Genomic DNA, 18,464 nt, shown 5'->3' on the forward strand with positions numbered 1-18,464 from the left:
CTGATTTGGTCAGGGGATTCGGCCTATTTGGTGGTGCCAGCCCATAGATCGTCGAAGGTGACTGGGATGGGGGTGGGTGTGCCCGTTTGGCTGAGGTAGCTGAAGAGGCCGAGGGATCCTGCTTTTTGCAGGGTTGCGGTGGTGTCTGTGGTGGTGAGCTGCCAGTTGGCTGGTTCGGTGGTGCCCACTTTCCACGCTTTTGTCTGGATGGTGGTGGGGGAGGTTCCTGTGGCCTGGACGCTGATCTGGATTTTGTCACCGGTGGCGTAGCTGAGCCCGGGAAGGGTCAGGGACTTCAAGACGGTGTTGGAGTCGCGTTCGAGTTGGAGTTGAACGGTGCCGTTGGTGTTGGTCACCAGTTGGGCGCCGTAGTGGGCGTTTCCACTGCTGCGGGCGATCACGCCGGTGTAGATGCTGCTGGCGGTGGGCCTGGTGAAGGCGATGGTGGCGTGGACCTCCGTGTCGGTGGAGGAGATGCTGTTCAGGTACGCGTACCTGGTTGATCTGGCCGGGCTGGAGATTCTTGCCGTGCTGCCGTCGACGCTGAAGTCGGCGGCGGTGCCGGAGAGGGTCCAGGGGCCGCCGGTTTCAGCTGTTCCAAGCCCGCCGGTGACGGAGCGGGTAAAGGTGTCCTTGGCGAGCACAGTTGTTGTTGGTGCCGTGGTGGCCGAGACAGTGGTGCTAGCGGTTCCTGTGGCGCCCTTGTTGTCGGTGACGGTCAAGGTGACCGTGTAGCTTCCGGCTGCGCTGTAGCTGTGGGTTGCGGTGACCCCACTGCCCAAGGCGCCATCGCCAAAGTTCCACGCGTAGGAGGCTATAGAGCCGTCCGCGTCGGTTGACCCTGCGGCGTTGACCCCAAGGTCCAATGCACTGACGGTATTCGTAAACGCGGCCACCGGCGCCGTATTCACCGGCGGTTCCGGAACAGAAGCCGTGGTGCCAGCCCATAGATCGTCGAAGGTGACTGGGATGGGGGTGGGTGTGCCCGTTTGGCTGAGGTAGCTGAAGAGGCCGAGGGATCCTGCTTTTTGCAGGGTTGCGGTGGTGTCTGTGGTGGTGAGCTGCCAGTTGGCTGGTTCGGTGGTGCCCACTTTCCACGCTTTTGTCTGGATGGTGGTGGGGGAGGTTCCTGTGGCCTGGACGCTGATCTGGATTTTGTCACCGGTGGCGTAGCTGAGCCCGGGAAGGGTCAGGGACTTCAAGACGGTGTTGGAGTCGCGTTCGAGTTGGAGTTGAACGGTGCCGTTGGTGTTGGTCACCAGTTGGGCGCCGTAGTGGGCGTTTCCACTGCTGCGGGCGATCACGCCGGTGTAGATGCTGCTGGCGGTGGGCCTGGTGAAGGCGATGGTGGCGTGGACCTCCGTGTCGGTGGAGGAGATGCTGTTCAGGTACGCGTACCTGGTTGATCTGGCCGGGCTGGAGATTCTTGCCGTGCTGCCGTCGACGCTGAAGTCGGCGGCGGTGCCGGAGAGGGTCCAGGGGCCGCCGGTTTCAGCTGTTCCAAGCCCGCCGGTGACGGAGCGGGTAAAGGTGTCCTTGGCGAGCACAGTTGTTGTTGGTGCCGTGGTGGCCGAGACAGTGGTGCTAGCGGTTCCTGTGGCGCCCTTGTTGTCGGTGACGGTCAAGGTGACCGTGTAGCTTCCGGCTGCGCTGTAGCTGTGGGTTGCGGTGACCCCACTGCCCAAGGCGCCATCGCCAAAGTTCCACGCGTAGGAGGCTATAGAGCCGTCCGCGTCGGTTGACCCTGCGGCGTTGACCCCAAGGTCCAATGCACTGACGGTATTCGTAAACGCGGCCACCGGCGCCGTATTCACCGGCGGTTCCGGAACAGAAGCCGTGTTGATGAGTCCCGGCGTGCCGAATGTGCTTGACGTGGCGGTCCAATTGCTCGCCAATGACGGATCGGCCGAGGGCGAAACAAGTTCCAGTGACGGGCCGGTCCCGTCGGCGTCTGCCGGCCAAGGACCGGTGTTGGAGTATGCGACGCTGCTGACCGTCCTGGGCCCGTCTTGGAGCGCCACCGTCTCACCGGCGTCGTCCAGGGAACCAGCGAACTGGCCAATCACCAGACGATTGGAGGTCGGGTAGGCCTGGCGGAACGCCTTGTCGTTGGCCACGAGCACGGCATAGCCGCCGGCTGGGATCACCGTGCCCGACTGGATGGTGATTCCCACGGCGTCGATCCTCCAGCCCGAAATATCGACTGCGACGCTGCTGGGGTTGGCCAGCTCAATGTACTCGCCACCGTTCCCCGCTGGGTGGTACTGGATCTCGTTGATCACCACGGCGGCACTGGCCGACTGCGAGACCGGCACTGGCTTGCCTGGTCCGGTGTTGTTGTTGATGGCATTGCGGCGATCCGCCAAACCAGCAAGGAAGTTGCTCCTTGCCCCGGTGGCCGAGTAGCCACGCCACTTCTGCGTGTCCAGATTCCAGTCATTGACCATGGTGGCGGTGATGGCATCCCACTGGGCCTCATATTGCCCCGGGGTCAGGAATTGGTCGGCCAAGGTACGCAGCCTTCTGTAGAACATGGCCTTGATTTCTGGATCAGCCAGCATGGCTTGCGTGAAACGGTTGGAGGTGTCCGGTGTGAGGAACAAGCCCTTTCCATCAGACTGCGGCAAAGTGAAGATCCAGTTCAAATCCCACTGCCACATCTCCCACCTGCCGGTGCCATCTGTGTCCCTGGCGAGCCACCAGTTGTACCAGCCGCTGTCTTGATGTCTGATGATTGAGTTGATGGCCATATAGTTGACAAGTTCCGGGATGTTGACATTTTGGTAGATCCAGGCTCGTTGGGCCGCCGACGGTGCCGCGTCAACGGTGTTGGACAATGCCAGGACGTCGCTGTAATCCTCATCCTTGCGGGTTTTCTTGTCCAGCCAGCCTGAGGCTGCCAGGGTTGCCGCCGACGCGGAGCGTCCCACGCTGCCGCCGTCGCCCTTGTAAATGGCCCATTCCTTGACGCCTTGGGCGGCCCGCCAGGAGCCATCCTCGGTTTCCATGACCCGACCGATGCTCCAGAATACGCCGTTACGTTGGGTGCGGACCGGGACAATTCCCAGCCCGCGGTTGCCAGCGGCCGCGACGGTTGCCCAACCGACGTCGGCAAAGTTGTCCGAGTAGTTTTGCAACGCAAATTCATCCAGCGGGTAGGGTAGTTTCCCGCCAAGATCAAAGGTATAGCCCTTGGGCAGTTGTATCTTCCAACTGACCTTGGCCGCGGTCCGTGAAGAGTTGCCGCGGACACTCATCATGACGCCGTCGATGACTTGGCCGTTGTACGCCCACACTGCTGCGCCCTGGAACTTGTCAAGGCGGTGGTTGGCGAGAATGTCATCGTAGACTGCGTCATCCATGAACCACTCGATGACGGGCAGTTGTGTGAGCACCGCAGAGTTCACGACCACGACGCCGCGATAGCGCACGGAGTCGCCAGCAACGGGTTCCGAATACGAAGACAGACCCGCCTTCGCATCGACCCTATAGCGAATCAACTGGCCGGCCGGTTGGCCTGGAATGGTGGCCGCATAGGTGCCGTCGCCAGCCCCGCCAGGACTGGTGGCATCGTCCTTGAAGGGAAGTTCGACGTCGGCGCCAAACATCACTTTGTAGCTCAGGACTGCTGTTGATCCCGGCTCCAATGCCGCCGAGATTACCACCGACTGATTGGGGGTGGGGCGGGCAGGTGTGGCGGTGAGCGCTTTCACTGTGGGGGTGGGTGTGCCGGAGGTCCCGTCGATCGAATTGACGGCGCCGGGTGTCCCTCCCGGATTCAGGCTGGCCCCCCAATTGGTGGCCAGGGTGTTATCCGAGAGCAGGTCGCGTAGTTCAAGGGTAGGGCCGTTACCATCCGGGGCGGACGGCCACGGAACGGTGTCCGCATAGGTGAGGGTGTCCACCACGGCCAGAGCGACGTCGACCACTGTCACTGTCTCGCCGCTGTTACTCAGGTTGCCACCATAAACAGCACTGGGCGCGAAACCGTAGGTGGCGGTGAACGCGGTGGCGTCCTTGGCAACCACAAAAAAGCCGTGACCGGCAACAACGGTTCCCGCCGGCATGGTTCCGGTTACACCGGAACTGAAGGACCAGCCGGAAATATCGACGGGTGCATCCGATGTGTTCGCCAGTTCCAAGAAATCGTCAGCGTCAAGATCCGAACCCGCGTGATAGTTTAACTCCGAAATGACGATCCCGCCCGGATCGGCGATTGCCGGTCCTGCAGACAGCGCCACCAGGGTACTTGCCAACATGGATGCCATAGTCACTGCTGCAACCGTGCGCCACTGCCTATTTCCAAGCTCCATTGCCCGGTCCCCTCACACCTATTGTGGGCGAAGGTGTGCGAGTACCCGGCCCCTGCCTTACTGGAATACAACGATTAGGGAGATTATGGATCAGGTGCAAGGCCATGTCGATACGTAGTCGGGTCTCGAGGCACGTATAAAGGCGAGTAACCTGCTGCGGCATTGGGCTTAAACAAAAACTAGGTACGGCCTATTGCTTTTTTTCGCGGAGAACCCGTGAAAAACAGCAACAACCCGTACCTAGATGAAAAGGTGCTACTCGCCTGCGGAGTTGGAACGGCCGATCCATGTCATCGGGATCACCAAAGCCAAGAAGCACAGGCCAAGGCCCAAGGCGCCGGGCACAAAGGCGTGGGCAAAGCTCTCCAAGCTCCAGAAGGACAAGGCGAAGATGCCGCCCAGGAACAGTCCGAAGAAAATGACGAACAAGATGATGGACTGGCCAAGGCTATTCTCGCCTTGGTAGCGTTCGTTGGACACAGGTACTCCTCACCCCAAAACCGGGGAACTGGATGGGTGCACCGTTTGGACCGGCGCTCTTATCTACCCACGATCCTAGTACGTTTTTAGTAGGAAGCCGTGCTTTGCGCGCCGGTGACGATGGCAATGCCGGAACTGGTGCCGATGCGGGTTGCCCCGGCGTCGATCATTTGCAGGGCCTTCTCCACCGTACGTACCCCGCCGGAGGCCTTCACCCCGAGCTGAGGGCCCACAGTTTGGCGCATCAAGGCCACGTCCTGGGCGGTGGCACCGCCGCCGTTGAACCCTGTGGAGGTCTTCACATAGTCGGCTCCGGCCTCGAGCGCAGCTTGGCAGGCCAGCACCTTTTCGGCGTCACTGAGCAGGGACGTTTCAATGATGACCTTCAACAGAGAATCCTCACCATGGACCACCTCGGCGACCGCTGAGATATCGTTGACGAGTGTCTCCTTGTCAAGGGCGCGGGCCGCGGCAATGTTGATGACCATGTCCACCTCGTCCGCGCCGTCCATGGTGGCTCCGCGCGCCTCAAAAACCTTGACGTCGGTGTTATTGGCGCCCAGCGGGAAGCCGATGACAGTACAGGTCAGCACGCCTGTTCCGCGCAAGGCCAGTTTGGCTGTCTCCACCCACAGCGGATTCACACACACCGCCTTGAAATGGTGCTCCGCAGCTTCCCTGCACAGGCGCAGGATATCTTCACGGGAGGCTTCGGGCTTCAACAGGGTGTGGTCGATGAAGGCGGCGAGCTCGGGGTGGGCGTCCTGGGGTGTGGTGCGCTCAGTCATGGTGGGCCTTCCTTGTCACGGGGATCGTTAGCTATATCGTGTCACAGCAGCTTGGTTCCTGCGCAGGGGCCAAGCCGCTCAACGAGGAGTTTGACCATGGCGCCCATGCGAAACCGCTCCGGAACCCACGGCGTCAGCCCAAGATCGTATAGCGGTTGTGCCGTAACCGGGCCCACAGCGACTGGGTGTACGCCGGTTACCAGTGCCTGTATGAAGCTCTCGCGCAGCCCACTTTCCTGGGCCACGCTGAGGACCGCGTCAAAGGCTGGGGCGCTGGTGAAGGTGACGGCGTCGAGTTCGTGCGCACAGACGGCAGAGATGAGCTGGCTGAGCCGATCCCCTTCCTGGGCGCTGACCCAGCGGTAGGGGCTCACTGTCAGTACGACGGCGCCGGCCGAGCTGAGCGTTGCACGTGAACTTGCGTCGGTGGCACCGTGGAGCTGCAGGGCCACCGTTCTTCCCGCCAGATCCCCGCCACCCACCCCGTTGCGGATCACCAGCTCGGTGAGGGCCGACGTCGTCTCATCCGGGCTGATTCCCACATCAGCGAGCCCATATGCCCGTGCCGCGCCCCGTGCCTTGGGCCCGCGGACGTACAACTGTGTGGCGCACAAAACTCCTAGCAGGTCTTGTTCAAGCCCGGCCGCCGCAGCGGAATCGACCCAGCGTCGCAGCCCGTAGGCGGTGGTCAACATCACGATCTCCGGCTTGGCGGCAATGATGGCACAGGTTTCGGCGAGCAACTGTGCGTCGTCCTGGACCGGGGCACTTTTTAGCGCCGGGGCGTGCAATACCGCGGAGCCATGACGCTCCAATGCGCCAATGAGTTCCTCCGCTTTGCGGTGGGCCGTGACACCGATGCGCCGCCCGGAAAGGGTTGGTGAAGAGGTCACCCGTCGACGCCCAAGGCTTCTTTCAGATCCGCCACCACAGCCGCCAGTTGTTCTTTCGCCGAAGCCTTCGCAGCAGCGAGATCGCGCCGGTTCGCGACGGGCCCAATGACTTCCATATAACATTTCAGTTTGGGCTCGGTGCCGCTGGGGCGCACGATGACCCGCGTAGCGTTCTCGGTCAGGTACAGCAGGCCATTGGTGGCCGGCAACTCCGGTGAGCCCGCTGAAAGATCGGTGAAATGGACCACCTCGGAGCCGGCAAGCTGGGCAGGGGGTGTGCGCCGCAGCCCCTCCATGAGGGTTCCCAGCATGTCCAGATCGCTGACCCGGAAACTGAGCTGCTCGCTAACATGGAGTCCATGCGCCAGCGCCAAATCATCCAGCACGTCAAAGAGTGTGCCGCCGGCAGCTTTTAGGGCAGCGGCCATTTCCGCGACGAGCAACCCGGCGGACATGCCGTCCTTGTCGCGGACCACCTCCGGGGCAACACAGTAGCCCAGTGCTTCCTCATAGCCGTAGCTCAGGTGTGGGACACGGGAAATCCACTTAAAACCGGTCAGGGTTTGCGCGTGGTTGAAACCGGCGGCCTTGGCGATGCGAGCCAGCAGCCGTGAGGACACAATGGAATTGGCAAACACGGGCTTGCCATTTGCGCCCTCACCGTTCTTGTCAGTGCCTGCACGCGTCTGGGTAGTGCCTGCACGCCCGCCCCTGGCTGCCAGGTGTGCGCCGAGCAGCGCCCCCACCTGGTCGCCATGGAACTTATACCATTGGCCGGTGGCCGGGTCCAGGGCCCCCACTGCTACTCTGTCGGCGTCGGGATCGTTGGCCAGCACGAGGTCGGCACCCACCTTCTCGGCGAGGGCGAACGCCAAATCCATGGCCCCGGGCTCCTCGGGGTTGGGGAAGGATACTGTGGGGAAATCCGGGTCCGGGGCGGATTGTTCGGCCACAGCGTGCAGATCCGTGAACCCGGCGTTGTGGAGCACGGCCAGGGCCGTGTCATTTCCCACCCCGTGCATGGAGGTGTGCACAATGCGCAGCTCGCGGTGCGGGAACGCGGCAGGGTCGCTCAGCCCGGTCATGGCCTGCTTGTAATTTTCCAGAACGTCCGGGCCCAGCACGGTCCAGCCACTGGTGGCGAGGGCGATGTTGCCCGTATCGCCCGCCTCGTCGGTTGCGGAGAAGTCCGCAATGTGCGCGGCGATCTGGGCATCATGCGGGGCCACGATCTGCACGCCGCGGGCTTCCGGGGCTACGGACCGACCGCCCAAGTACACTTTGTAGCCGTTGTCTTTTGGCGGGTTGTGGCTGGCCGTAACCATGACGCCGGCCTCGCAGTCCAGGGCCCGGACGGCAAAGGCGAGGATGGGGGTGGGCAGTGCCTGCGGCAGCAGGAAAGTCTTGATCCCGGAGGCGGCAAAAACGGCCGCCGTCTCTTGGGCAAAGATTTCCGAGTTGTGCCGGGCGTCGTAGCCCACCACGGCCCGGGGCTGGTAGAAGGTACCGGCGTCGTCCGCGTTCGCCAGAGCATTAAGGTGGGCGGCCACACCGGCGGCAGCACGGCGCACCACCACCGTGTTCATGCGGTTCGGGCCCGGACCCATGACCGCACGTAACCCGGCCGTACCAAATTGCAGGTTGCCGGAAAAGCTGTCCGCCAGCTCCGCCGCGGCTTCCGGGGAGTCCGAGGCGGCAATCAAGTCGCGCAGTTGCGCGGCAGTAGCCGGGTCGGGGTCATGGCCCGCCCATTGTTCGGCGGCGGCCTTCAGGGCCGCCATCTCGAGTGCGGCGTTGGACTCGGAAGCGTCATTGGAATGTCTCACCAGATAAATCTAGCCCCACGTGTCCTATTCTGCTCCATGCGTCGCATGACGGCGGCGCAGAACACTGTTCTGCGCCACGGCCGCACCGGGCGTGGCGCAGAACAGTCCGTGGCGATGAGTCCTCCACAGGGCAGCTGGAGCCGGGCCTGTCCACAATTGGTGCGACGGGGCTGCCGCCGCGGCTGTTTTCGGTTCAGGCTGGAATCATGACTTCCACAACCAGCGCCAGGAACCAGGCCGTTGCGGCCGCAATTTCTCAGTTTGGCAAGGTCGCGAGGCTGCGCGAGCTACTGGCGCTGGGCATCTCCACCCGCCAGCTCAGGGGCGCCGTTGAACAAGGCACTGTGGTGCAGGTGGCACGTGGCCACTACGGGCTGCCGGGGGTGAGCTCGATGGACATCCATCTCGCCAGTTATCAGGCGCGGCGGACATGTCTGAGCCGGGTTTCGGAGTTGGGTCTGTGGCAATTGCATGAGCCGGAAAAGGTCCATGTGGCGGCGGCGCATGGACGCCCGATTCCCGGATGTGTGGTGCACAAACGTCCTGCCGGTCAGACGCTGATGGGGATCTTGCGCCAGTGCGTGGCTTGTGGCTCCGAGTTGGAGGGGCTCATCACCCTTGAATCGGCCGTGGTGGCAAAGATGTGCACCATCTTTGACCTGCAGGTGGAATTCACGCGGCGCGGTGACAGGGCTGCCCGCGCAATCGTGGAGATGATCGACCCGCAATCAATGGCCATAACAGAGACCGTGGGTAGATATCACCTCAGGATGGCCGGGCACAACGTCCAGGGCCAGGCCTATGTGAGGAATGCAGGGCACCTGGACCTGTTGGTCGACGGCGTGCTCGGCGTCGAAGTCGATGGGAGAGAGTTCCATGACACTGAGAACGGCTGGCGCGAAGACCTGCGCCGGGACACCATGTATGTTCTGCGCGGCGTCTGGCGGCTGCGGATTCCCGCCGAAGTGGTGCTCTACCACCCGGAAATCATGCTGGCTTGGGTGTCACAGGCCCTGGCCATGATCCGTTCTGCGCCACGGCTAAGGTGACGGCGGCGCACAACACTGTTGTGCGCCACGGCCGGACCGGACGGCGGCGCACAACAGAATGGAATTACAGCCGGGCGATGATCTCCGCCAGCAGCTTGGAGATGCGGGGCCCGGCAGCCTGGCCGGCCGCAATCACCTCGGCATGGCTGAGCGGGACCGAGCTGATGCCGGCCGCCAGGTTGGTCACCAGCGAGATGCCAAACACCTCCATCCCGGCGGCACGGGCGGCGATGGCCTCCAACGCCGTGGACATGCCCACCAGGTCGGCACCAATCCGCTTCGCGTACTGCACCTCGGCCGGGGTCTCGTAGTGTGGGCCGGTGAACTGGGCGTACACGCCCTCATCCAGGGACGGGTCCACCTCGCGGGCCACCTCACGCAACCGCGCCGAATAGAGGTCCGTGAGATCCACGAACGTGGCGCCCTCCAGCGGCGAGGTGGCCGTGAGGTTGATGTGGTCGCTAATCAACACCGGTGTCCCTGGCGTCCAAGCCTCGTTGAGGCCGCCGCAGCCGTTGGTCAACACCAGGGTTTTGGCTCCTGCGGCAGCGGCGGTGCGGACTCCGTGCACCACGGCCCGGACGCCCTTGCCCTCATAGAAGTGGGTGCGCGCGCCAAGCACCAACACATTCTTGCCGCCCGGGGTGCGGATGGAAGTCAGGGTGGCGGTGTGGCCCACTACTGCGGGGGCGAAGAACCCCGGTACGTCGGCGGCATCCACCACGGCGGTGGTCTCGCCAATGAGGCCTGCCGCCTCGCCCCATCCGGAGCCCAGCACCACGGCTATGTCATGGAAGGGCACGCCGGTGTGCTCGGCAATGTAGGTGGCGGCCTCGCGGGCCAGATCGGTGGGGTCAGATAAAAAATGAAGGTTAGTCACGGATTCAACATACAGGGCACAGGCGCCGTCAGTACATGGGGGGAGAAGTTGGTGCACAGCACAAGCTAAGGAAGAATGAACTATTGTGACGAGCTCTCAAGATCCATTCAAGCCCTTTGCAGTTCCCAGCCTAGCGATCCTCGGCGGTGGCCCGGGTGGCTACGAGGCAGCGATGGTGGCGGCCTCCATGGGCGCGCAAGTGACCATAGTCGAGCGTGCCGGGCTGGGCGGCGCGGCCGTTCTGACCGACGTCGTGCCCTCAAAAACCCTCATCGCTACAGCCGAAGCCATGAACCGCAGCGTCGATTCCACACAACTGGGCGTCGACTTCAACGGCCCCGACGGCAACCCCAAAACCGCCATGCGCGCCAACTTGCAGCAGATCAACGAGCGGGTGATGCGCCTTGCCCGCGAACAGTCGAGTGATATTCGCCGCGGATTGGAAGCCGTTGGTGTGCGCATCGTGATCGGCACCGGCAAGATGCTGGATGCGCGCACCATTGAAGTCGATCGTGGCGAAACCACGGAGATCATCCAGGCTGACGCCGTCCTGATCGCCGTGGGTGCCCACCCGCGCGAGCTCGCCACGGCGAAACCCGACGGTGAGCGCATCCTGAATTGGACGCAGATTTACGATTTGCAGGAACTGCCGGAGGATCTGATCGTGGTCGGCTCGGGCGTCACGGGCGCCGAGTTCGCCTCCGCCTTCAACGGCCTCGGCTCTAAGGTCACCTTGATTTCCAGCCGCGAGCAGGTGCTGCCGGGGGAGGACTCCGACGCCGCGGCAGTGCTGGAGGACGTCTTTGCCCGCCGCGGACTGCGTGTGCTCTCACTGTCCCGCGCCGAGAAGGTCGAACGCACGGACAACGGCGTCATTGTCACCTTGGGTGATGGCAGCAAGGTCACCGGCACGCATTGCCTGGTGTGTGTCGGTTCCATCCCCAACACCGGGGGGATTGGCCTGGAGGCTGCCGGGGTTGAGCTGACACCCAGCGGACACATCAAGGTCGACGGCGTCTCGCGTACGAGTGCGCCCAACGTGTACGCCGCCGGCGACTGCACGGGCGTCTTCGCGCTGGCCTCCGTTGCCGCCATGCAGGGACGGATTGCCGTGGCCCACCTGATCGGTGACGGCGTGCGTCCCCTCAAGCTGACCCAGGTGTCCTCGAACATCTTCACCTCGCCGGAGATCGCCTCCGTGGGCGTCACCGAGGCTGATCTGGAATCCGGGAAGTACCAGGGCGACGTGGTCAAGCTCTCCCTGCAAACGAACGCCAGGGCCAAGATGCGCGGTGTCAACGACGGCTTCATCAAGATCATTGCCCGCAAGGGTTCTGGCACCGTCATTGGCGGTGTGGTGGTTGGTGCCGGGGCCTGTGAGTTGATCTTCTCGATCGCCTTAGCCGTGACACAGAAACTGCACGTCGACGACGTCGCCAACACGTTCACGGTGTACCCGTCGCTGTCGGGGTCCATCTCCGAAGCTGCCCGCAGGCTCCACGTGTACGTGTAATTCTTGAGCTGTTGGAAATGGACCTTCGCCCAGTGGGTGGGGGTCCATTTTCGTATCCCCGCGCATCCCCAAACTGTCCGCATGGTGGCGCGAATTGTCCAGTAGGTGGACTTTTTGGGTATTGTGGACGGGCATCATCGTCTAACGCCGTCGCCTCGTATCGGGTTACCCATCTCTGATACGGCCAAAGAGAAAGCCATCCCATGAGCACTCCCCACGAAGCGGAGCCAATGGAGATCTCAGCAGTGCAGATCCCCCAAGCAAACAGCCGAGGGCGGGTCATTGTCGCCAGCCTCATTGGTACCACCGTTGAGTTTTACGACTTCTACGTGTACGCCACGGCAGCCGTGCTGGTCTTCCCGGCACTCTTCTTCCCCAACGCCGACGCAGCCACGGCTCTGCTGAGCTCCTTTGCCATCTTCGGTGTGGCGTTCGTCGCCCGGCCGTTGGGCTCCGTCGTGTTCGGCCACTTTGGTGACAAGGTGGGCCGCAAGGGGACCCTGGTGGCATCCCTGCTGACCATGGGTATTGCCACGTTCCTGATTGGTTGCCTGCCGACGGCGCTTGTGCCCGGCTGGGTGTTCTGGGCACCGGCACTGTTGGTGGTCATGCGCTTCATGCAGGGCCTAGCACTCGGCGGCGAGTGGAGCGGCGCGGCCCTGCTGGCCACCGAGAACGCCCCTGCCGGCAAGCGCGCCATCTGGGGAACCTTCCCGCAGCTGGGCGCACCCATCGGCTTTATCCTGGCCAACGGCATCTTCCTGGCCCTGAGCTTTGGCCTGAGTGCCGAGCAGTTCCAGTCCTGGGGCTGGCGCATCCCGTTCCTGCTCAGCGCCGTCATGGTCATTGTGGGCCTGTACGTCCGCCTGAAGCTGGTTGAAACCCCGGCGTTCCAGCAGGTCATCGACCAGGGAGAAGTCTCCAAGCTGCCTGTGGGCCGCGTGTTCAAGACCAGCTGGCGGCCCCTGATCCTTGGGACCTTCGTCATGCTGGCCACGTATGTCTTGTTCTACCTGATGACCACGTTCACACTGTCCTACGGCACCACCCCGGCCACCATTGAGGCGGCCAAGGCCAAGGCCGTGGCTGCCGGCAAGCCCATGACGGCCGACGCCATCGCCTCGTGGGTACCCGGACTGGGCTACACGCGCAATGAGTTCCTGATCATGCTGATCATCGGTGTCGTGTTCTTCGGCATCTTTACACTCGTCTCCGGTCCGCTGGCCGAGAAGTTCGGCCGCCGCAAGACGCTCCTGTGGGTCACCGGTGGAATCCTAGTCTTCGGCCTAACCTTCGTGCCGCTGTTCGGTGCCGGCCTGGTGGGCGTCATGGCGCTGCTGATCATCGGCTTCACCCTGATGGGCCTGACCTTCGGCCCCATGGGTGCGCTATTGCCGGAGCTGTTTCCGACCAACGTCCGCTATACAGGGTCGGCCATCAGCTACAACATGTCCAGCATCCTCGGCGCAGCCGTGGCACCGTTCATCGCGGTGGCACTTTGGCAGTCCGCTGATGGCAGCCCTGTCCTGGTAGGCGTTTACCTCTCCGCCATGGCGGTGCTGACCCTGATCGCGCTGGTGATCATGAAGGAAACACGCGACTTGGAGTACACCTCCAACGTCAGCTGACGCACTCTGCAAACGCTCCCACAATGAACTGCTCCCTGAAAGTTGGACTGAATAATTCAGTACCTTACTTTCGGGGAGTTTTTCATGCGTCCACATAGTTCATTGACAGCCGAGCAGCGGCTAGCTGCCGTCGATCTGTTTGAGGAAGGGTTTGGGTATCGCGCGGTATCCTCAAAGCTGGGAGTCAGCGCGTCGGCTATTTGCAAGTTGGAGAGTCGGTTCAAGATCTGGGGTAGAGCAGCATTGGAAATCAAACCAACTAGGCAGGTGTATTCCTTTGAGTTCAAGCTGGCGATTGTTCGCCAATATCTTGACGGTGAGGGGACGCGGCAGGACCTCGCCCGGATGCATCAACTCAGTTCTCTAGACCTCTTGCGAGCATGGATCCGCGCCTATCGGGACTTTGGTGAGGAGGGCCTGCGCTCCAAGGCCAAGGGCCGGCCCAAGTCTGTGACTAGGACCCCCTCGGTCGAAGTCAGTGAGTTGGAGAAGCTACGCCGCGAGAACGAGCGTCTGGCGGCTGAGAACGCCTACCTAAAAAAAGTACGGGCCTTGAGGAACCAACCACGGCGCTGAAAGTCAGCGCCGTGATTGCCCTCAAGGCATCCCATTCCCTGCCCCTTTTGCTCCAAGCAGCGGGGTTGCCTCGTTCCACGTTCTTCCACCGCCAAGCGGCCCTGCAGACCCCTGACCGGCACGCTGAGCTTCGAGCCCAGATCCACGAGGCTTTCATCCAAGCTAAGGGCCGCTACGGCCACCGGCGCATCCACGCGGTCCTGAAGCGCCAAGGCTGGCAGGTCGCACGCAAGACCGTGCTGAAGCTGATGCGTGAGGAGAACCTGGTCTGTAAGGTCCGTACCCGAAGCAAATATTCCTCTTACAAGGGCAAGGTCGGCAAGATCGCCGACAACCTTTTGAAACGAGAATTCGATACCGATGCGCCAAACACCACATGGGTGACCGACGTGACCGAGTTCAAGATCGCCGAGCGCAAGGTCTACCTCTCACCGGTGCTAGATCTGTTCGACCGCTCGATCGTTTCCTACTCGGTTTCCGAGTCGCCGACCGTTGCCTTCACCACCGAATCACTCATCGAAGCGATCGGCACCCTGGCGCCGGGCGAGGCCCCGATGGTGCATTCAGACCAAGGATTTCAGTATCAACACTCCAGCTGGCAGAAGCTCCTCAGCGACGCCAAGATGGCCCAATCCATGTCGCGCAAGGGCAACTGTTTAGATAACTCGGTGATGGAAAACTTCTTCGGACACCTGAAGGAAGAGATGTTCCATCGCCAAAAATTCACCGGCATCGACGGGTTCCGCACGGAGCTGGACGACTATATCCACTGGTACAACAATGACCGCATCTCGTTAACGCTGCAGTGCCTGAGTCCGATGGAATATCGGGCTCAGGCACTGGCCGCGTAGACTTTTATTTACCGAGTCCAAATTTCGGGGCCCAGTTCATTCAGTTGAGGGAGCGTTTGTCATATGTGGCTCGTTTGGTGAGGGACCATCAGGTGAAACACCCCTTAACGTGAGGGGGCCTAGTCTTCGATGGTGGCCAGGACTGCACCAGCGGAGACCGTGTCCCCGGCCGAGGCGCTAAGGCCTGTGACGGTGCCTGAACGGTGCGCCGTCAGGGGCTGCTCCATTTTCATGGCCTCCAGCACAACCAGCAGATCACCCTCGACCACGACGTCGCCGTCAGCCACGGCAACCTTGACAATGGTGCCCTGCATGGGGGAGGTGAGCGCATTGCCGTTGGCCGCAGCCGGGGCAGTGCTGCGGCCGCGGGCTGCCTTCTTGGCCTTCTTCGCGCCGGTGCTACCGGTGCTGACGGCCAACGACGCCGGCAACGTGACCTCAAGCCGTTTGCCGCCCACCTCGACGGTAACGCTTTGCCGGGTGCCGGCGTCGTCCGAGGCACCGGTAGCACCGGCGAGGTTGAAGGCGGGGATGGTGTTGTTGAACTCGGTTTCGATCCAGCGCGTGTGCGTGGTGAACGGGGCTCCGCCAGTGGGGGCGAAGGCCGGGTCGACGACCACGGCGCGGTGGAACGGCAGCACGGTGGGCAGGCCGCCGATATGCATTTCCCCTAGGGCGCGGCTGGAGCGCTGCAGGGCCTGCTCGCGGGTGGCACCGGTGATGATCAGCTTGGCCAGCATGGAGTCGAAGTTCCCCCCGATTATTTCCCCGGTCGTGATGCCTGAGTCGACGCGCACGCCGGGGCCGGTGGGCAGATCGATGCTGGTCACGGTGCCCGGTGCCGGCATGAAACCGCGGCCGGCATCTTCGCCGTTGATGCGGAATTCGAAGGAGTGGCCGCGAACTTCGGGGTCGCCATAGCCGAGGTCCTCGCCGCGGGCGATGCGGAACTGCTCGCGGACCAGATCGATCCCGGTGACTTCCTCGGAGATGGTGTGCTCCACCTGCAGGCGGGTGTTGACCTCCAGGAAGGAGATGGTGCCGTCAGTGCCGACCAGGAATTCGCAGGTGCCGGCGCCGACGTAGTTCGCTTCCTTCATGATGGCCTTGGAGGATTCGTAGAGGCGCTTGTTTTGCTCGTCGGAGAGGAACGGTGCCGGGGCCTCCTCCACCAGTTTCTGATTGCGCCGCTGCAGCGAGCAGTCACGCGTGGAGACGACGACGACGTTGCCCGCGGCATCCGCTAGGCACTGGGTTTCCACGTGGCGTGGAGAATCCAGGAAACGTTCCACAAAGCACTCGCCGCGGCCGAAAGCCGCGACTGCCTCGCGCACGGCCGATTCGTACATTTCGGGGATTTCCTCGCGGGTGCGCACGACCTTGATGCCGCGGCCGCCGCCGCCGTAAGCGGCCTTGATGGCCAGCGGCAGGCCGAATTCGTCGGCGAAGTCCAGGACTTCCTGCGCGGAGGCCACGGGGTCCTTCGTACCCGGCACCAAGGGTGCGCCCACCTTTTCGGCGATGTGGCGGGCCTGGACCTTGTCGCCCAGGGCCGCGATGGCCTCGGGGGAGGGGCCGATCCAGATCAGGCCGGCGTCGATGACTTTTCGAGCGAAGTCGGCGTTTTCGGCCAAGAAGCCGTAGCCGGGGTGGATGGCGTCAGCCCCGGATTGCTTGGCTGCGGCCAGGATCTTCTCCATGACCAGGTAGGAGTCGGCTGCGGTGGTGCCGCCCAAGGCGAAGGCCTCGTCGGCCATGCGCACGTGCAATGCTTCCCTGTCCGGCTCTGCGTAGACGGCTACAGAGGCGATGCCCTCGTCGCGGGCCGCCCGGATGATGCGGACGGCAATTTCGCCGCGGTTGGCGATCAGGACTTTGGTGAGCTGGTTTGCACCGGCGGACTGTGAGTTGGTCACACGAGACTCCTTCTATTCTCCAGAGAGCCTAGCGCGGTTGTGAGGGTTTGGCCCACACATGATGCTGTTTCAGCGTGTGAAGCCAGCATCTTTTGTGGGGTTCCTACAAAGGAACTGATCCGCCAGCGATCCGGCGCAAGGTGTCCAGGTGATGCGTCCATGCTTTTTGACCCTCCGCCGTCAGTTTTACGGAGGTGCGCGGAAACTTGCCCACGAACAGTTTCTTGATTTCCACTAGCCCCGCTTTCTCCAGCACGGCCAGCTGCTTGCTCAAAACGGAGTCGCTGACTTGGACGGTGTTGCGGATGTCCTTGAAGTCCATGGTCTCCGTGTTGGCCAGTGCAGCGGCAATGGAAAATCTCACGGGCTGGTGCAGGACGTCGCTGAGCTCGTGGCGGGGGTGCTGGCTCTGGACCCGGCCCGGTTCGGCAGCTGATTCGGGGTTCATGCTCGCAGCTCACGGAGGGCTGCAGCCATGCCCACTGCTGCCAGTACGACGGCGGCGCAAATGTAGTACGCCAGGTTACCGTTCGGGAACACGAGGGATCCGACGGCGATGGCAATCACATACAGCACCATGTAAGCGATGAGTGAGGTGGCGAACCGTTTGGTGAAGCCAGCCTTGGTGGTGTGCTGCATGAAGGACCAGGTGAGGCCCGTGATGGCGGCCCAGATGCCAATGGTCATAGCCAGTAATTGGGCGCCGTACCCCGTGTGGGCAACGATCTGGAATCCCACCATCATCATGGAGCCCAGGATGGCCAGGGAATTGAAAACCATGGCGGTGGGCCAGCCTGCCGCACTGGTAGCGGACGCCCCGATGCTCTGCGCCTTGGCGAGAAGTTCCTGCGCCTCTGCTGCTGACGGGTTGCCGTGGTGCTCGTTCATGGTGATGCCTCTCGCTGGTGTTTTGGGAAACGTCGCTTGCATCAGTGTATGAAAGTACTTTCCATAGTGTCAAGTACTTTCCGCGTTCTGTCCCGTGCTGCTTCAAGGGCCGCGAATCCTGCGCCCCGTTACCTGCCAATGATGCGCCACTTCGAAAGTGGCGCATCATTGGGGTGACATGGCGCGCAGCCGCTGGGAGCTAGCTCCAGAAATCGGTGATGGAGACCCCCGTTTTAGCCAAAAGGCGGCGCAGCGTGGAAATGGACAGACCCACCACCGTGTGCGGATCGCCCTCGACACCGGTGATGAAGGCGCCAGCCAGCCCGTCAATCGTGAAGCCACCTGCAACCTGCAACGGCTCGCCCGTTGCAACGTACGCATCGATCTCGGCGTCAGTGACGTCCTCGAAGTGGACCACGGCGCTGGTGACCTCCCCGTGTCCGGTGGATTCGCCGTCGTGCGTAGAAATCAGCCAGTGCCCGGTATGAAGCACCCCGGACCGGCCGCGCATCAGCTGCCAGCGTTCGCGGGCAGCGTCGGCCTCCCAGGGCTTGCCGTACGGCTCACCGTTAAATTCAAAAATGGAGTCGCAGCCGACGACCAGGGCGTCGTCCCCACCTTGGGTCACGCAACCCACGGCTTCGGCCTTGGCACGGGCCAGCAGCAACGCAGTATCCGACGGCGTGAGCGGGCCAGCCGCGGCGGTTGCGGCGTCCTCGTCCACGTCGGAGACCCGGACGGTGTGGGCGATGCCAGCGTCGGAGAGCAGCTTGGTGCGGGCAGTGGATGCGGAGGCGAGGATGAGGCGTGGAGTCATGTCTCAAGCCTAGACGGACTGTCGCCCACCGCCCTCCCGAAGCTCG

The 18,464-nt window shown here is 62.7% G+C and carries 15 protein-coding genes; 5 read left to right on the forward strand and 10 right to left on the reverse strand.

What is annotated here, in order from left to right; genetic code table 11:
* Nucleotides 1–23 precede the first annotated feature (23 nt).
* The 5 genes from AOC05_RS03000 to AOC05_RS03020 all read right to left on the reverse strand — a co-directional run bounded on the left by AOC05_RS03000 (nt 24) and on the right by AOC05_RS03020 (nt 8,255).
* Nucleotides 24–4,268: a PKD domain-containing protein gene (locus AOC05_RS03000; RefSeq protein WP_062005562.1), complete on the reverse strand. Its 4,245-nt coding sequence runs from the start codon at nt 4,266–4,268 to the stop codon at nt 24–26.
* A 300-nt stretch (nt 4,269–4,568) separates the two neighbouring features.
* Complete coding sequence (locus tag AOC05_RS03005) at nt 4,569–4,793, reverse strand: hypothetical protein (RefSeq protein ID WP_062005564.1); 225 nt, start codon at nt 4,791–4,793, stop codon at nt 4,569–4,571.
* A gap of 86 nt (nt 4,794–4,879) precedes the next feature.
* Nucleotides 4,880–5,581 carry a deoxyribose-phosphate aldolase gene (gene deoC / locus AOC05_RS03010; RefSeq protein WP_062005565.1) on the reverse strand — a complete coding sequence of 234 codons (702 nt, stop codon included), beginning with the start codon at nt 5,579–5,581 and terminating at the stop codon, nt 4,880–4,882.
* Nucleotides 5,582–5,622: 41 nt separating this feature from the next.
* Nucleotides 5,623–6,474 (reverse strand): uroporphyrinogen-III synthase, encoded by an 852-nt coding sequence (locus tag AOC05_RS03015; RefSeq protein ID WP_062005568.1) that lies wholly within the window; start codon nt 6,472–6,474, stop codon nt 5,623–5,625.
* Complete coding sequence (locus AOC05_RS03020) at nt 6,471–8,255, reverse strand: phospho-sugar mutase (RefSeq protein ID WP_062009273.1); 1,785 nt, start codon at nt 8,253–8,255, stop codon at nt 6,471–6,473. The genes AOC05_RS03015 and AOC05_RS03020 overlap by 4 nt, the downstream gene beginning before the upstream one ends.
* Before the next feature lie 251 nt (nt 8,256–8,506).
* On the opposite strand from AOC05_RS03020, the gene AOC05_RS03025 reads away from it, so the two are divergent.
* Nucleotides 8,507–9,349 (forward strand): type IV toxin-antitoxin system AbiEi family antitoxin domain-containing protein, encoded by an 843-nt coding sequence (locus tag AOC05_RS03025; RefSeq protein WP_062005570.1) that lies wholly within the window; start codon nt 8,507–8,509, stop codon nt 9,347–9,349.
* 64 nt (nt 9,350–9,413) lie between these two features.
* Here the strand turns inward: AOC05_RS03025 and AOC05_RS03030 are convergent, their stop codons facing one another.
* Nucleotides 9,414–10,229, reverse strand: coding sequence for a purine-nucleoside phosphorylase (locus tag AOC05_RS03030; protein WP_062005572.1), 816 nt, complete (start codon nt 10,227–10,229; stop codon nt 9,414–9,416).
* A gap of 172 nt (nt 10,230–10,401) precedes the next feature.
* Between AOC05_RS03030 and AOC05_RS03035 the strand changes: the two genes are divergently transcribed.
* The 4 genes from AOC05_RS03035 (at nt 10,402) to AOC05_RS19240 (ending at nt 14,797) form a co-directional block, all read left to right on the forward strand.
* Nucleotides 10,402–11,742, forward strand: coding sequence for an NAD(P)H-quinone dehydrogenase (locus AOC05_RS03035; protein WP_154606452.1), 1,341 nt, complete (start codon nt 10,402–10,404; stop codon nt 11,740–11,742).
* A 203-nt stretch (nt 11,743–11,945) separates the two neighbouring features.
* Nucleotides 11,946–13,370, forward strand: a complete 1,425-nt coding sequence (locus tag AOC05_RS03040) for an MFS transporter (protein ID WP_062005575.1) — start codon at nt 11,946–11,948, stop codon at nt 13,368–13,370.
* Between the two features lie 84 nt (nt 13,371–13,454).
* On the forward strand, nt 13,455–13,946 hold the full coding sequence (locus tag AOC05_RS20000) for a helix-turn-helix domain-containing protein (protein WP_062005577.1): 492 nt from the start codon (nt 13,455–13,457) through the stop codon (nt 13,944–13,946).
* Between the two features lie 11 nt (nt 13,947–13,957).
* Nucleotides 13,958–14,797: an IS3 family transposase gene (locus AOC05_RS19240; RefSeq protein ID WP_230085388.1), complete on the forward strand. Its 840-nt coding sequence runs from the start codon at nt 13,958–13,960 to the stop codon at nt 14,795–14,797.
* A gap of 119 nt (nt 14,798–14,916) precedes the next feature.
* Here the strand turns inward: AOC05_RS19240 and AOC05_RS03055 are convergent, their stop codons facing one another.
* From AOC05_RS03055 to AOC05_RS03070, 4 genes are all read right to left on the reverse strand, one after another.
* A complete protein-coding gene (locus AOC05_RS03055; protein WP_062005581.1) occupies nt 14,917–16,713 on the reverse strand; it encodes an acetyl/propionyl/methylcrotonyl-CoA carboxylase subunit alpha in 1,797 nt (598 codons plus the stop codon).
* Nucleotides 16,714–16,816: 103 nt separating this feature from the next.
* The gene (locus AOC05_RS03060) at nt 16,817–17,161 is read right to left on the reverse strand and encodes a winged helix-turn-helix domain-containing protein (protein ID WP_062005583.1); all 345 of its coding nucleotides are present in this window, start codon (nt 17,159–17,161) and stop codon (nt 16,817–16,819) included.
* A complete protein-coding gene (locus AOC05_RS03065) occupies nt 17,158–17,601 on the reverse strand; it encodes a hypothetical protein (protein ID WP_154605132.1) in 444 nt (147 codons plus the stop codon). Before AOC05_RS03065 ends, AOC05_RS03060 begins: the two co-directional genes overlap by 4 nt.
* A gap of 199 nt (nt 17,602–17,800) precedes the next feature.
* Nucleotides 17,801–18,418 carry a Maf family protein gene (locus AOC05_RS03070; RefSeq protein ID WP_062005588.1) on the reverse strand — a complete coding sequence of 206 codons (618 nt, stop codon included), beginning with the start codon at nt 18,416–18,418 and terminating at the stop codon, nt 17,801–17,803.
* Nucleotides 18,419–18,464: the final 46 nt, after the last annotated feature.

The sequence above is a fragment of the Arthrobacter alpinus genome (assembly GCF_001294625.1).
GTDB lineage: Bacteria > Actinomycetota > Actinomycetes > Actinomycetales > Micrococcaceae > Specibacter > Specibacter alpinus_A.

What these genes read in the sequence shown, in the direction of transcription:
- AOC05_RS03000 (WP_062005562.1), bottom strand. Translation starts at nt 4,268, where the DNA reads ATGGCATCCATGTTGGCAAGTACCCTGGTGGCGCTGTCTGCAGGACCG.
- deoC (WP_062005565.1), bottom strand. Translation starts at nt 5,581, where the DNA reads ATGACTGAGCGCACCACACCCCAGGACGCCCACCCCGAGCTCGCCGCC.
- AOC05_RS03020 (WP_062009273.1), bottom strand. Translation starts at nt 8,255, where the DNA reads ATGGCGGCCCTGAAGGCCGCCGCCGAACAATGGGCGGGCCATGACCCC.
- AOC05_RS03025 (WP_062005570.1), top strand. Translation starts at nt 8,507, where the DNA reads ATGACTTCCACAACCAGCGCCAGGAACCAGGCCGTTGCGGCCGCAATT.
- AOC05_RS03035 (WP_154606452.1), top strand. Translation starts at nt 10,402, where the DNA reads ATGGTGGCGGCCTCCATGGGCGCGCAAGTGACCATAGTCGAGCGTGCC.
- AOC05_RS03040 (WP_062005575.1), top strand. Translation starts at nt 11,946, where the DNA reads ATGAGCACTCCCCACGAAGCGGAGCCAATGGAGATCTCAGCAGTGCAG.
- AOC05_RS20000 (WP_062005577.1), top strand. Translation starts at nt 13,455, where the DNA reads ATGCGTCCACATAGTTCATTGACAGCCGAGCAGCGGCTAGCTGCCGTC.
- AOC05_RS03060 (WP_062005583.1), bottom strand. Translation starts at nt 17,161, where the DNA reads ATGAACCCCGAATCAGCTGCCGAACCGGGCCGGGTCCAGAGCCAGCAC.
- AOC05_RS03065 (WP_154605132.1), bottom strand. Translation starts at nt 17,601, where the DNA reads ATGAACGAGCACCACGGCAACCCGTCAGCAGCAGAGGCGCAGGAACTT.
- AOC05_RS03070 (WP_062005588.1), bottom strand. Translation starts at nt 18,418, where the DNA reads ATGACTCCACGCCTCATCCTCGCCTCCGCATCCACTGCCCGCACCAAG.